Below are 14,254 nucleotides of genomic sequence, written 5' to 3'. Positions count from 1 at the left end.
TTCACCTGATTTATCGTTATGTTATGGCGGGAATCCAGGATTTACACGCTCTCCGTCACGGATGTTATGGAGGATTTAGATGCGGAATTAAAACTTTCGCTTAGAGTTAACGAAAATCAGGTTGTGTACAAGTTTGATGAAATCACCAATGACTCAAGTGCAAATATTGAATCACTGCAGTTTGCTGACATGAATTTTATTTCGGTAAATAGTGATGATGAAAACGCAACTGCTAAACTGACCAATCTGAGCAGTGATGTTACCCAGCCAGGTGATACAACTGTCGAGGTAGATTCATCTATGGACGGTATTGGCACATCCGAAAGTTATTACACTGCATTTCTATCAAATGATGAGCTGAGTGCAGGAGTCTGGTCAAGTTCAGAAGTGGATGGATACGGAAATTTGATTGCCAATCGTTATTTAAATGACAATGATGTTAAAGCGATGGGGATAGGATCAAGTAAATTATATTATCATCGAGATTTTATGCCTGAACCATCATCGAATACACCAACAATTAAAATTGCCATCGCAGAAGACACGAATGATGACAATGCGATCAATTGGCAGGATGCGGCTATTGAATACCGTGATATTATGCAAGATATTAAGGATTATGAAAATGTGAATAATACCGTTGGAACACGGATTGCGATGAATTTCGGCTCTCAGGCACAGCAGCCATTTCTGAAAACGTTGGATAATGTAAAGAAAGTAGCTCTTGCCACAGACGGATTGGGACAGGCTGTTTTATTAAAAGGGTATGGTAATGAAGGTCATGACAGTGCACACCCTGACTACGGCGATGTTGGAGAGCGTATGGGTGGCGCTGATGATTTGAATACACTTATTGAACAAGGACATCGTTTTAACACAGAATTTGGTGTTCATATAAATGCTCAGGAGTCCTATCCGGAAGCAGATGCATTTAGTGAAGATTTGATTAATAGCCCCGATGCTCAAGGGTGGGGATGGCTGGATCAGTCATATACGATTGATAAACTAAAGGATTTATATTCCGGAGCGCGTGCTGAACGTTTAGACGCTTTAAAAGAAGCAGCACCGGAGCTTGATTTCATTTACTTGGATGTATGGTACCAGGATCAGTGGGAATCTGATCGGATAGCTGAACAAATTATGGATCGCGGCTGGAGAATGACGACTGAATTTGGTACTTCTGTTTCGAATTATTCAACATGGCAGCATTGGGCTACCGATAAAAATTATGGCGGACCGGAGAATAAAGGGATCAACTCTGAAGTTCTTCGTTTTATCAGCAATCACCAAAAAGATTCATGGGTGCTCAACTGGCCGGAAGAAGGCGGAACTGCCGATCATCCGTTGCTGGGCGGATTTGAACTAGCCGGATTTGAAGGCTGGCAATCTGATAAAAACTTTGATTACTTTATTCGAAAAACATTTAATACAAACATACCGACTAAATTTTTACAAAAGTATTATGTGATGGAGTGGAAAAAGGCAGAAGGCGATCCAACTGAAACGAATTTGGAAAAAGAAATCAGACTGGAAGATCCGAGTAACGGAGATACTGTTATTGTCGAGAGAAAGGATGACTCAAGAGAACGTATCATTACGTTGAACGACAATGTGGTACTTGATGAAAACAAATACCTTATTCCTTGGGTAGAACAGGATTTTGAAACGCCTACCCCTGATTCGGAAAAATTGTATCATTGGAATTTAGATGGCGGGGAATCTACATGGACGCTACCGGATGAATATGAGGGTGTTTCCAGCTTAAACGTATACAAGCTGACTGACCAAGGCAGAACCGACAAACAAGAGGTCGATGTAGTTGACAACCAAATTACATTGAATGCTGAGCCGGCTACTCCATATGTGGTATCGATGAGTGAAGAGGATCCTGTTCAAATTGAAGAATGGAGTACGGGTAATCATGTTCATGATGCAGGGTTTAATACAGGTTCATTAGACGACGAGTTTACTGCAATTGAAGGAGATACTGATGCAGTTACCGTCAAACGTACTGATAATGAGGAGAACGCAAGGAACTTAAGCAGTGGAGACTACTACTTGAGTTTTAACAGCCCTTCAGAGGACACTTCGGTGACTCGCACATTGCGAAACCTGGAGCCAGGCAAAGATTATGTCGCAGAGGTCTATGTAGAAAATGCGAGTGACCTAAAGTCTTCTCTGGAGATTACAGATGCTGAAAAAGATGTAAGTAATTTCACATTGCGCAGCTTGCAAAAGAATTATGTACAAGCCGATTCACATGCTTCCAATGATGGCTATAACAGTAAAATGCAGCGCATGCAGATTAGCTTTACCGCAAAAGATGAAACTGCAAAGCTGACGCTCAGTCGAAAAGCCGGAGAAGGCGATACTAAATTTGACGATATCCGGATTGTGCAAAAATCATTGAATAATCATAAATATAAATCGGATTCCGTTTTTGAGCAGGATTTTGAAAATGTTGTACAAGGGATCTATCCATTTGTCATTGGTAATATACAAGGTGTAACAGATAACCGTATTCATTTGTCTGAGCGACATGGACCGTATACACAAAAAGGATGGGCAGATAAGAAAGTAGTCGATGATGTACTTGATGGTAACTGGTCTATCAAAGTCAACAACGGAAATAATGGTTTAGTATACCGTACCATTCCACAACATTTTCATTTTGAAGCAGGTGCATCGTATAAAGTGAATTTCGATTATCAGACGACAGCCGATTCTTATCGTTTCATTTCCGGTGATGAGGCCATTGATGAAAACGATATAGACAATGTTGAAGGTTTAAAGGTGAATGAGCAGTTAGCGTCATCCACTGAATCGAAAACAGCTGAGTTTGTTGTAAACGGATCTGAAAATGGCCAAACGTATATTGGTATTTTCAGTGATGGGACAAGCCTGAATATGGACACGGGAGAAGGTACATTTATGCTGGATAATCTTCGCATTGAAAAACTGGAACCTGTTCTGCAGGTTGATGATGCAACGATAACGGCTGGTGATGATCTGGATTTCACATCTTTAATCAGCGTTGCTGAAGATCCGCACGAAAATGATTTAACGAATGAGGTTGTGATCGATCAGGGTGACTTTGATCCAATAAAACCAGGCTCATATGAAGTCATCTATAAATTGGATGTTGACGGCTATGACGAGCTTTCAACAACCATAACGATTGAAGTTACAGAGCCGACTATCTCCACTTCAAATGAATTGATAGAAATGGTGAACCAATATGAAGAAGATGGCGCCTTTGAAAACCATGGGACTGTACGTTCACTTAAAGTTCACTTGGATTCGGTAGCCCACTTTGAAGAGAAAGAAGAATTGGTTAAAGCTGTGAAGCATTTGGAAAGTTTCCGATATTTATTAACGAATAAGCGAGAAAACGGGCTTATAACAGAAGAAGCTCATGCCATTCTTCAGCTCGGAAGTGAAAGCTTGCTTGAGGAATGGCGTGAGGGCTAAGTCTACAGAGGTCGGAAAGGTTTTCATATCTGAGTCAACAATACCAGCCTATTCTGCAAAAAATGGCACTATATCTTGGTCTGCTATTGTTGACGGTGACATAGCGGCATCTAATCAATTCAAGAACTATGAGTGCCCATTTTTCAATTACAGAGAGACTGACCTGGAAGAAAAAACTCCAGGTCAGTCTCGTTGTGTTACGTGGTCACAAGAACAGTGTGTCACCTATCAAGTTATTATCCCTCAACCTGCTTTTTAAATTCCTGATAAACATTGCTTACTTCAGGTCCGATAACAATCTGCACATGTTCATTATCAACCTTCACGACACCGTGTGCGCCGGTTTGTTTGATTTTTTCCTCATCCACTACTGATGCATCCTTGACGACCAAGCGCAGACGGGTCATGCAGCTTTCATAGTCTACCAGATTGTCTTGGCCCCCGGCATTCTGGAGGACTTTTTTCGCCATATATTCGTACTTGCCATGATTCAGTTCCAAGTCTTTTTCCTTTTCTTCCCGTTCTTCGCTGAATTCTTGGTCATCTTCACGGCCGACAACCTTAATGTTTCGCTTCACAATAAGTGTATAGAATGTAAAGTAGTAAAGGACGCCGAATGCTAGACCGACTGGAATAATCATCCATCCGCTATCGGCAATGCCGAGGTTCAATGCGTAATCAATCGCACTTCCGCCCCAGGAAAATCCATGCCGGACGTTCACTAAATACAGTGTCGCCCCGGCGAGACCTGTATAGACGGAGTGAATGAAATACAGTAATGGTGATGTGAACAGGAATGTAAATTCAATCGGTTCAGTCAGACCTGCAACGACAGATGTTAAACTTCCTGAACTCATCAGGGCCTTTGTTTCTTCTTTTTTCTTCTTATGAGCAGCTCTGGCAATGGCCAATGCAATAGCCGGAACACCAAAGATCATGACAACGAAAAAGCCGCCTAAAAAGTAACCTGCAGTTGGATCACCATTCAAGAAACGTGTGATTTCACCGGTTACAACTTCACCGCCGGCCGTTTCATAGCTCCCGAGTCCGAAATAAATATACGTGTTCAACACGTGGTGCAATCCGAATGGCAACAGGAAGCGGTTCAGAAAGCCGAAAATGAAAATGCCTGCTGCACCTAAACCGACCAGCCCCTGTGCGAGAGAATCAATAGCTGATTGAGCATATGGCCATAATAACACCGAAATACCTGTGACAGGTATCATGGTCACGATAATCATCGTAATCGGGAATTTCTCACCGCCAAAGAAGGAAAAGATATTCGGTAATCGCGTATCTTTAAAGCGGTTATAGATGAATGCTGCAATCAGTCCGGATAACACACCTCCGAATACACTCATGTCGAGATCCGGGTTCATAATGGAAAGTCCTTCATTCAAAACGGCAATCGCCAAAAAGCCGGTTAACGCGGGGATTCCCCTGTCTTTCGTTTTGGCAAGTCCCATCGCAATACCAATTGCAAGCAAAATATCCATGTTATTGAAAATGGCCCCGGCAGCCTGCACCAGTTGCCAGTCAAGCAGGTCTTCTGCGCTGATACGGAACAGGATACCGGCAGCAGGCAATGCTACAATTGGAATGAGCATCGCCTTCCCCAAGTTTTGCATGAAACGTCTCATTGCTTATTCACCTCTCCTTAAATCGTTGAATGTAATTAACTCAAAATGTCCCTGATCCCCCAGTTTTGCTTTCGTTTCCGGATGTGTAATGGATGCCAATTCTTCCAGGCGCGGCATGGCATACGAGGAATTTTCCATAAGAAATTTGTCCAGGTATGCCGGATGGCACATGATTTCAACCGTCTCAACACCTTGAAAATGGCCTGAAATTGTTTCTGTATCCGCTAACATAATTTCCGGATTATATTCAAACTTATCAGTTGTAACCAGTTTGGCTCCGACTGTATTTTGGTCAAAATTATTACGGACGGGCAGCTCATATTCTTTTGCCAGCCTGATAAAAACAGGCAGTATCGACGCTCTATTATTGATGTGATGATGACTGTCCAAGTGGGTAGGTGTCAGCCCGGAATCGAGGAAAGCCTCAATTTGGGCTTTCCATTCCCGATACAATTCATCCTGATCGATATGAAATTTGTCTTCATAATGATGCAGTTTTTTAAAATTGCCATCAGCATCAATGAGGGTCTGATGGTTGTCAAGAAGCGGCCTGCCGCATGTCAAAGTAAGATGTACTCCAATTCCCAGACGTGTATGTTCTCTGCCAAGCTGATACGCATGCTCAGCACCGGGCATATTGGTCAAACATGTCGTGGATGTGAGCACCCCTTCCGTATGCGCGTCGATGATGCCGTAGTTGACTGCCCTTGAATAACCGAAATCATCGGCATTGATGATGAGTTTTAACATGGTAACCCTCCCTTTTTTTAAAAATGTAACGTCACTTAAATTCCGGCCAATAATCTTTGTTGGCTTCAATTAAGTCATCAAGGATTGCTTTGGCCTTTGGTGCATGAACAATCGTCCTGTTTAGGGTCATAGCCTGCTGCAACTTGGTGTAGCTTTTCTCGTAATAGGCTTCAACAATAAGTTTTTCACTGGCATGCTGGTTTTCGATTAAGCCTTTGTAGAAAGTCGGGATGTCACCGACTGCAAATGCTTTTGGTCCGTTATTGGTCAGCATCGCCGGAACTTCGACAAGTGCATCATTTGGTAGGTTGGCAATAACCCCATTATTTTCAACCATGACAATGAACGTTTCTTTCAGATTAAATATGAGTGACGCAGCTGCCCGGATCATGTAGACACCGTGAATATCAGACTCGACATGGATATCTTTTGTTGTTTGTTGTGCAACAATATGATCGCATAGTTCATGTACCCGCTTCTCTCTACCGTTGATCACTTGTCTTGCACGCGTATTATCCGGCGACTCCTTTTTAGCCAGATCATCCGGGTACAGGTAGTACTGTAGATACGTATTTGGTAAAAATTCCGGGAAGTCGATCAGCATTTGTCTGGCTTTTCGGAAAGTCTGTATCCATGATTCATCGTTGGCGATTTCTTTATCTGTTGGGATAAAGTCACCATTAATGATTTTACCTTTTAGTTCCTGAGTTAGGTCATTGCCTTCTTCATCAAGAATTTTGCTGAACCAGCCAAAATGATTCAGACCGAAATATTCCGGTACAAGTTCCCATACATCTTTATCCAATAGATCTGCATAGCTTTTCATAATGGCTATCGGCATATCACAAATGTTCAAGATCCGATTGTCCTCAGGAAACTCTCTTTTAAGCGCCAGTCCCACAATGGCTGCCGGATTTGTGTAATTTAGGATCCATGCGTCTTTTGAATATTGACGGATATCCCGAATCAGCTCAGTCATGTCTTTTATGGAGCGCAGGCCATATGCCATACCGCCAGCCCCGCTTGTTTCCTGGCCAATAGCCCCGTGTTTGATGGGGATTTGCTCATCAAGCTCACGCATCGCAAGTCCGCCGGTTCTGATTTGGATAAAGGCCGTGTCGATGTTTTTGAATGCGGCTGCTTTATCTGTTGTATAGTTAAATTGCTCAAGTTCGGGATAATGTTCCTCAAGCATGATTGCTGCTGCTTTTGCAATTTTCTCCTGACGTTCGGCGTCAATGTCATAAAACGTGATTGATTTAAGCGGGAAGTTAGCTTTCTCTTCAATCAGGCTCATGACAATGCCAAGTGTATAAGTGCTGCCACCGCCGACGATGACCAGATTCTTTCTGTCCATATAAATGTAACCCCTTTCATGTTGTTATTAATATGATTTTAACTCAACTTTATGCATATATCAATACAATTATAATACAAATTTATAAAATGGTATAAAAAACTGTCAGAACGTGGTACACTTTAACCAGTAATTGGAGAGGTTGATAAGTAAAATGTGGAACAATTCGTTGCCATTATACAAACAAATTGCAAACAACATAAAAACAGATATAGATGATGCAAAATTAGCACACGGAGATGCCATACCTTCCGAAACAAGACTCGCCCAAACGTATGGTGTGAGCAGAGTAACGGTAAGGGAGGCCATTAAACAGCTTGTTGAGGAAGGTGTCCTGTACCGCATTCAGGGAAGTGGGACCTATATCAATCACGAGAAAATCGAACACGATATTCTGAGATTACAGGGGTTCACCGAGGAAATGAGCAGTCTGGACAATAACCCTTCCAATGAAATACTGGAATTTCAACTGATGTCACCACCTGAAGAGGCCAGGGGGCATTTGAAAATAGACGAAAATGAAAAAGTTTATTACGTTAAACGGCTTCGTTTTGCGGATTTCGAACCGTTAATATTGGAAGAATCCTATTTGCCGGTCGATCTGTTTTCGGATTTATCGATTGAAGTGATGAAGCGGTCAAAATATGAATATATCAGCAGTAAGGGATATAAAATTGACAGACGTTACGGTGAGCTTATACCAATGATGCCTAGTGACGAAATCATAAAACATTTGCAGATCGCCGAACAAGATCCATTATTATTTATGCAGGCATTCTCGACGTTCAAGGATGGAACGGTATTTGAGTACTCAAAAATTTACTTCCATCCCCATAAGTACGCATTTAAAGTCGTTTCATCGAGGAATGGGGAATAGGGGGCCAGTCCCTCATCACTCTAACACGTTAATGTGATGAGGGACTGGCCCCATGGAATGATTGCAGTATGTTGTTCATAATAGCGAAACAATCTATAAAAATCCGCTCAAGTCCTGACGATGTCTATGTATTCGGCGATGGGTTGAACGATTTTCCGATGCTCAAGTCTGTTCAAAACAAACCTGAGCGAGCCCACCTCAAACTCATACGAGAGCACCGCAATCCAAAACCTCCCAACACGAAAGAACGCCTCCAACCCCAGTTCCCTCCTATACTACAGATTTTCCTCCCACCCGAAAATCACCCCATCATAACTCCTTAAACCGCCATTTGCTTAATTCATCACCACAAAGTATAATATTCACTAATAAAAGAATATTTCAAATACAGGAATCCGGGAGGGAAGCATGCGACAAAAAGGGTTTTTTGAGAGGCTGAGGACACTAGGGCCTGGGGTGCTGGTGGCAGCGTCGATTGTCGGTCCGGGTACGGTCACGACGGCTTCTGCTACGGGGGCTGAGTTTGGATATGTCCTCATATGGGCCTTGGTTTTTTCGCTTTTGGCTACGATGATTCTGCAGGATATGGTAACGCGGCTGGGAATTATCAGCCGAAAAGAACTCGGTATGGTGATGCGGGACCAGTTCACGCATCCGGTTTTAAAAGGAGCCACAGTTTTCCTCATTATTGCTGCCATATTGATAGGTAATGCTGCATATGAAACCGGAAACATTACCGGTGGGGCGATTGGATTGACGACGATCACAGGAATTCCTGTTGATGTGTGGAGTGTCATCATTGGTATCGCCGCTGCCTTGTTATTGTGGACTGGAAGTTATAAAATAATTGAAAAGGCCTTCATTACACTCATCCTCATCATGAGTTTAAGTTTTGTCATTACAGCAGTCGTGGTTCAGCCGGATCTTGGTGCGATGTTTGAAGGCACCTTCATTCCGACAGTGCCTGATGGGGCGGGGCTGTTTGTTATATCCCTTATCGGAACAACCATTGTGCCTTATACCTTATTCCTGCAATCCTCTACGGTTCAGGAACGTTGGAAAGGGGAAGAAGGGATAAGAGATGGCCGATTTGATATTATTGCATCAATGATAATTTGCGGGGTTGTTTCAATTGCGATTCTTTTAACGGCAGCGGCTGCGTTTCCGATTGGTACGGCGCTTGGTAATCCGGCGCAAATGGCTGTTCAGCTGGAGCCGCTGCTTGGTTCCTGGGCCAAATACGTATTTTCAATCGGGATTTTTGCAGCCGGCATCACATCGTCAGTGACTGCAGCGCTGGCGGCAGCTTATGCAACATCCGGTGCACTTGGCTGGGAACGTAATTTAAAATCCACGCGCTTTCGCATGGTTTGGCTATTCATTATTGTGGTTGGTGTTCTGTTCGCAAGTTTGGGATATGAGCCAATCCAGGTCATTTTATTTGCGCAATATGCGAACGGGTTGATTTTACCGGTTATCGTCCTATTGCTCATGTTTGTCATGAATAATAAAAAATTGCTCGGCAAACATGTTAACCGGACGTGGATCAATGTAGCCGGCTGGCTGATTTTTGCCATCACAATTCTATTGGCACTACAATCATTCGGCATTCTCGATTAGGGGGGGTCTGTCCCCCACCACGTTAACGCGTTAAAGCGGTGGGGGACAGACCCCACATGTGGAGGTGATCCATTTTGCTAAATATATCGTGGCAGCCAGTAGGTGATACGGCCATTCGCATAAATTTTAACGAAGACGTATCGCCGGATTTGAACCGTGAGATCAGATCTTTCTGCAAACGTTTGCGTGAGCATGCCATTAAGGGAGTCACCGAATGGGTGCCAACCTATCGTTCAGTGGTTGTCTATTATCATCCTTATCAAATTTCGTATAAAACGATGCGCGACACCTTACTGGATTTAGCCGGCGGGGATTTGTACGTTGATGACGAAACGGTGACGCTTGTGAAAATTCCTGTTCTGTATGGCGGCTGCGCTGGATCCGATCTAGCGCATGTAGCAGCGAATAACGGTTTAAGTGAACAAAAGGTGGTGGACATCCATTCCGGTACTGATTATCTCATTTATATGATTGGATTTTTGCCAGGCTTTCCGTATTTGGGTGGGTTGCCGGAAGTATTGGCCACACCGCGTTTGGATAATCCGAGAAGCAGTGTCCCTGAAGGCTCGGTGGGGATTGCCGGCAATCAAACAGGCATCTATCCGTTGACGTCGCCGGGTGGGTGGAACTTGATCGGCAAAACGCCTGTAAAATTATTTGACCCGCATCGTGATGACCCCTTTTTATATCAGGCAGGTGACCGAATCAGGTTCGTGCCCATTTCAGAAAGTGACTACGACAGCATTGAAAAACAGGTTCGCAACCAGGCGTTTCAAATTGAAAAGGAAGTGATTCAGGATGGCGAAAGATCGGATTGACTTAAACAGTGATATTGGGGAAAGTTTTGGCGCTTATACGATCGGCCTTGATGATGACGTATTGAAAATTATAACATCTGCCAATATAGCATGTGGTTACCACGCCGGGGATCATAATACGATGTATGATACCGTCGAAACAGCAAAGGCAAATGGTGTCGGCATCGGTGCCCACCCGGGGCTGCCTGATCTGCAGGGATTTGGGCGGCGCAATATAATGGTGGAGCCGGATGATGTTTACCATTTTGTCACCTATCAAATTGGCGCATTAAAAGGCTTTTGTCAGGTGCATGATGCCCGGATGAACCATGTCAAAGCACACGGTGCACTCTATAATATGGCAGCGACTGATGCGGCAATGGCTGATGCGATAGCCAGAGCTGTTAAAAATATTGATGATGATCTGATTTTATTTGGGTTATCCGGAAGTGAGCTGATACGCGCCGGACAACATCATGGCCTGACGACTGCATCTGAAGTGTTTGCCGACCGGACGTATCAGGCAAATGGCACGCTAACCCCCCGCACAGATGCGAACGCCATGATAACGGACCCGGATGATGCCATCGAGCAGGTGCTGCATATGATTTATGATAAGCATGTCGTTGCTGTTGATGGCACAACCATCGCCATTGAAGCGGATACGGTCTGTGTTCACGGTGATAACCCGCATGCTTTGAAGTTTGTTGAACAGTTGCGCGGGCGATTGACAGCGGAAGGAATTGACATTCGACGTGTCGGTGCTTAATTCATTGTCACAGCCACTATTTAAATTCAAAAAAACAGGCTTGCAAACGACGGTTCAGGATTTAGGGCGGCAAGGGCTGCAGCAGTATGGTGTTGTCGCATCCGGCGCGATGGATCCATTCGCATTACAAGTGGCGAATGTGCTGGTCGGCAACCGCCGGGATGAAGCTGCTCTGGAGATCGCATTAATGGGGCCGGAGCTTGATGTCTTATCATCAGCGGTTATCGCGATTTGTGGTGCTGATCTGAGTCCGGCAATCAATGGCAAAAGAGCCCCCATGTGGAAGTCTTTTAAAGTCCAGGCGGGTGACCGGATTACGTTTGGCCGTCCTGTAGCGGGGGTGCGCGCTTATTTGGCTGTTGCGGGCGGCTATGATGTGCCGGTTGTCATGGGCAGCAAATCGACGTATGAACGTGCGAATCTTGGAACGGTTATTGAAAAAGATATGACGATTAATGGCTTTGATGTCAGTGCTCATCATGGGGTGGGGCTGATTGATCGTGAAATTCCCCAGTATGCTAATCCAGCTCATATCAGGGTAGTGAAAGGGCCCGATACCGACCGGTTTACCGAAAAGGGAATCGAAACGTTTTATCGACAGGAGCATATTGTCAGCCCTGAATCTGACCGGATGGGCTATCGCCTGAAATCAACGGAAATCCCGCATAAAAACGGCGCAGACATCTGGTCGGACGCCATACCGTTTGGCACCATACAAGTACCGGCAAACGGCCAGCCGATCATCATGATGGCAGACCGGCAAACAACCGGGGGTTACACACGGATTGCCACCGTCATTTCCGTTGATCTACCAAAAGTATCACAGCTCCCCCCGAACAGCAGCATACAGTTCCAACCGGTCAACGTGAATGAAGCACAAAAACTGGCCGTTAACGAAGAAAAATTTCTTGGGGGTCTGTCCCTCACTTCGTTAACGCATTAAAGCGGTGGGGGACAGTCCCCCTGAGACGGGGACAGAGGGTCAGACCCCGTGTCCCAGATCCCGAAAAAGGAGGGTAACGCAATGATTTCAATATACGATATAAATGATGCGTACGGCAACATCGCGGACGTGATACGCAGGACACCTGTCTTGACGTCCAGGACGCTCTCAGCAAAAACTGACAATAAAATGTTTTTGAAGGGTGAGCATTTGCAGCCAACGGGGGCTTTTAAAATCCGGGGTGCAACCAACAAAGTGAGAACAGTCGCCGAAGAAGGGGCAAAGCATATTGTCACCGCATCTTCCGGGAATCATGGACAGGCCGTTGCCTATATTGCAGGGAAGCTCGGGCTGGAGGCAACAATTGTTGTGCCTGAAAATGCCGTCTCAAGTAAGGTAGCCGCCATTCGCGGTTACGGTGCCAACATTATGACGTGCGGGACGACATCGACGGAGCGTTTGCAGAAAGCTGAAGAACTGACAACCGAACAGGAAGCAGTGTTCATTCCGCCCTATGATGATCCGCTCATCATGGCGGGACAGGGTACGGCAGGCGTTGAAATCCTGGAGCAAATCCCTGATGTTGATGCCATTTACATAACGATTGGCGGAGGAGGCCTCATCTCCGGTATCGCGACGGCCGTTAAAGAATCACGGCCTGATGTCAAAGTAATTGGTGTTGAACCGGAACAAGCGAATGATACATTTTTATCCAAAAAACAAGGAAAGCTGACCGCCATCGAACGTGCCGATACTATAGCTGACGGACTCAGGGCATCCCAGCCAGGTGACCTGACGTTCCCGGTTGTGCAGAAATATGTGGATGATATTGTGCTTGTGACGGAGGATGAGATAACCGAGGCGTTAGTCTTTGTATTGGAGCGAATGAAACAGCTCATTGAACCATCAGCTGCCGTGGCAGTTGCAGCAGCCATGACCAATAAGGCGGGCTTGCACGAAAAAAATATCTGCTCCGTTGTGTCGGGCGGTAATATGGCATTGGATAAGTTAGCGGGGATTATAGGGGGTCTGTCCCCCGTTACGTTAACGCGTTAAAGCGGTGGGGGACAGTCCCCCACAAAAAGTCCCCCACAAAAAAGGAGTTGAATTAAATGCGCCTTGTAACGATTAATTATCAGGGGAAAGAACAGGCGGCTGTTGTGACGGATAATGGTGTTGCTCGAGTTCAGGATTTAAACGATACTTACAACCAACAATGGCCGGCTGATGTATTAAGTTTGCTGACATCAGGTCAATTGACGGAATTCAGGTTATGGTTTGAATCGCTGGATGAATTGGATAAGGTGGACAGTATCATTCCACTAGCCGATGCTGAGTATGCGCCGCTCTACCGCCATCCGCGAAAGATTTGGGGCATCGGCCTCAATTACGTGGAACATGCATCCGACTTGAGTGAAGCAGCTCCAAACACAGAACCGGCAAGTTTCATGAAACCGGATACGGCGATTATCGGTCCAAACGACACCATTTATATTCCGCGTCAATCAGAACGGACGACAGCCGAAGCGGAACTCGGGATCATTATCGGCAAGACGTGCAAGGACGTCCCTGAACAAGAAGCACAGGATGTCATTGCGGGTTATACAACTGTGATTGATATGACAGCTGAAGATATTTTGCAAAAGAATCCGCGGTATTTAACACGATCAAAAAGCTTTGATACGTTCTTCAGTTTCGGCCCGCAACTCCTCACGCCCGACGAGGTTGGTGATGTACATGCACTCAATGTTTCAACGATGATCAACAATAATCTGCATCGCAAAAACGTCGTCTCGAACATGACATTCAGACCATGGCATCTTGTGTCATTCCATTCCAAAGTGATGACACTGTTGCCGGGAGACATCATATCAACCGGAACACCCGGTGCAGTCGTTATTCGTGATGGCGATGTCGTTGCGTGTCACATTGATGGCTTTGAACCACTCGTTAATCCGGTGAACGGATAAGGGGGGACAGCCCCCCACTGCGTTAACGCGTTAAAGCGATGGGGGACAGACCCCCCCTAA

10 protein-coding genes and 1 pseudogene are annotated in these 14,254 nt (G+C 45.0%); 8 read left to right on the top strand and 3 right to left on the bottom strand.

All coding sequences use genetic code 11. The annotated features are described in order from the left end of the window. Window positions 1-39: 39 nt before the first annotated feature. Window positions 40-3,471: pseudogene (locus tag Len3610_RS12755) on the top strand (endo-alpha-N-acetylgalactosaminidase family protein); the annotation flags it as partial. Window positions 3,472-3,707: 236 nt separating this feature from the next. On the opposite strand, the gene Len3610_RS12750 reads toward Len3610_RS12755, so the two are convergent. Genes Len3610_RS12750 through Len3610_RS12740 form a run of 3 tightly spaced genes read right to left on the bottom strand, consistent with a single transcriptional unit; the run spans window position 3,708 to window position 7,218 of the window. After that, window positions 3,708-5,111 carry a PTS transporter subunit EIIC gene (locus Len3610_RS12750; protein WP_176448283.1) on the bottom strand — a complete coding sequence of 468 codons (1,404 nt, stop codon included), beginning with the start codon at window positions 5,109-5,111 and terminating at the stop codon, window positions 3,708-3,710. A 3-nt stretch (window positions 5,112-5,114) separates the two neighbouring features. Beyond that, the gene (gene chbG / locus Len3610_RS12745) at window positions 5,115-5,861 is read right to left on the bottom strand and encodes a chitin disaccharide deacetylase (protein ID WP_176448282.1); all 747 of its coding nucleotides are present in this window, start codon (window positions 5,859-5,861) and stop codon (window positions 5,115-5,117) included. Between the two features lie 31 nt (window positions 5,862-5,892). Then, window positions 5,893-7,218, bottom strand: a complete 1,326-nt coding sequence (locus Len3610_RS12740; protein WP_176448281.1) for a 6-phospho-alpha-glucosidase — start codon at window positions 7,216-7,218, stop codon at window positions 5,893-5,895. Between the two features lie 154 nt (window positions 7,219-7,372). Here Len3610_RS12740 and Len3610_RS12735 point away from each other — a divergent pair, with 154 nt between their 5' ends. The 7 genes from Len3610_RS12735 to Len3610_RS12705 all read left to right on the top strand — a co-directional run bounded on the left by Len3610_RS12735 (window position 7,373) and on the right by Len3610_RS12705 (window position 14,194). After that, complete coding sequence (locus Len3610_RS12735) at window positions 7,373-8,095, top strand: GntR family transcriptional regulator (protein ID WP_176448280.1); 723 nt, start codon at window positions 7,373-7,375, stop codon at window positions 8,093-8,095. Between the two features lie 408 nt (window positions 8,096-8,503). Next, window positions 8,504-9,715 (top strand): Nramp family divalent metal transporter, encoded by a 1,212-nt coding sequence (locus tag Len3610_RS12730; RefSeq protein WP_176448279.1) that lies wholly within the window; start codon window positions 8,504-8,506, stop codon window positions 9,713-9,715. A 74-nt stretch (window positions 9,716-9,789) separates the two neighbouring features. Further along, window positions 9,790-10,533 (top strand): 5-oxoprolinase subunit PxpB, encoded by a 744-nt coding sequence (pxpB, locus tag Len3610_RS12725; protein WP_255259601.1) that lies wholly within the window; start codon window positions 9,790-9,792, stop codon window positions 10,531-10,533. Beyond that, the gene (locus tag Len3610_RS12720) at window positions 10,514-11,281 is read left to right on the top strand and encodes a LamB/YcsF family protein (RefSeq protein WP_176448278.1); all 768 of its coding nucleotides are present in this window, start codon (window positions 10,514-10,516) and stop codon (window positions 11,279-11,281) included. Before pxpB ends, Len3610_RS12720 begins: the two co-directional genes overlap by 20 nt. A 4-nt stretch (window positions 11,282-11,285) precedes the next feature. Then, window positions 11,286-12,224, top strand: a complete 939-nt coding sequence (locus Len3610_RS12715) for a 5-oxoprolinase subunit C family protein (RefSeq protein ID WP_176448277.1) — start codon at window positions 11,286-11,288, stop codon at window positions 12,222-12,224. 81 nt (window positions 12,225-12,305) lie between these two features. Then, a complete protein-coding gene (locus tag Len3610_RS12710; RefSeq protein ID WP_176448276.1) occupies window positions 12,306-13,280 on the top strand; it encodes a threonine ammonia-lyase in 975 nt (324 codons plus the stop codon). A 56-nt stretch (window positions 13,281-13,336) separates the two neighbouring features. Further along, a complete protein-coding gene (locus Len3610_RS12705) occupies window positions 13,337-14,194 on the top strand; it encodes a fumarylacetoacetate hydrolase family protein (protein WP_176448275.1) in 858 nt (285 codons plus the stop codon). The last annotated feature ends 60 nt before the right edge of the window (window positions 14,195-14,254 follow it).

The sequence above is a fragment of the Lentibacillus sp. CBA3610 genome (genome assembly GCF_013373365.1).
Lineage (GTDB): Bacteria > Bacillota > Bacilli > Bacillales > Amphibacillaceae > Lentibacillus.
The sequence above is the reverse complement of the archived record's forward strand: the minus strand, read 5'-3'. Positions and strand labels throughout refer to the sequence as shown.

Coding starts and splice junctions, on each gene's coding strand:
- Len3610_RS12750 (WP_176448283.1), bottom strand. CDS start 5,111: ATGAGACGTTTCATGCAAAACTTGGGGAAGGCGATGCTCATTCCAATT.
- chbG (WP_176448282.1), bottom strand. CDS start 5,861: ATGTTAAAACTCATCATCAATGCCGATGATTTCGGTTATTCAAGGGCA.
- Len3610_RS12740 (WP_176448281.1), bottom strand. CDS start 7,218: ATGGACAGAAAGAATCTGGTCATCGTCGGCGGTGGCAGCACTTATACA.
- Len3610_RS12735 (WP_176448280.1), top strand. CDS start 7,373: ATGTGGAACAATTCGTTGCCATTATACAAACAAATTGCAAACAACATA.
- Len3610_RS12730 (WP_176448279.1), top strand. CDS start 8,504: ATGCGACAAAAAGGGTTTTTTGAGAGGCTGAGGACACTAGGGCCTGGG.
- Len3610_RS12720 (WP_176448278.1), top strand. CDS start 10,514: ATGGCGAAAGATCGGATTGACTTAAACAGTGATATTGGGGAAAGTTTT.
- Len3610_RS12710 (WP_176448276.1), top strand. CDS start 12,306: ATGATTTCAATATACGATATAAATGATGCGTACGGCAACATCGCGGAC.
- Len3610_RS12705 (WP_176448275.1), top strand. CDS start 13,337: ATGCGCCTTGTAACGATTAATTATCAGGGGAAAGAACAGGCGGCTGTT.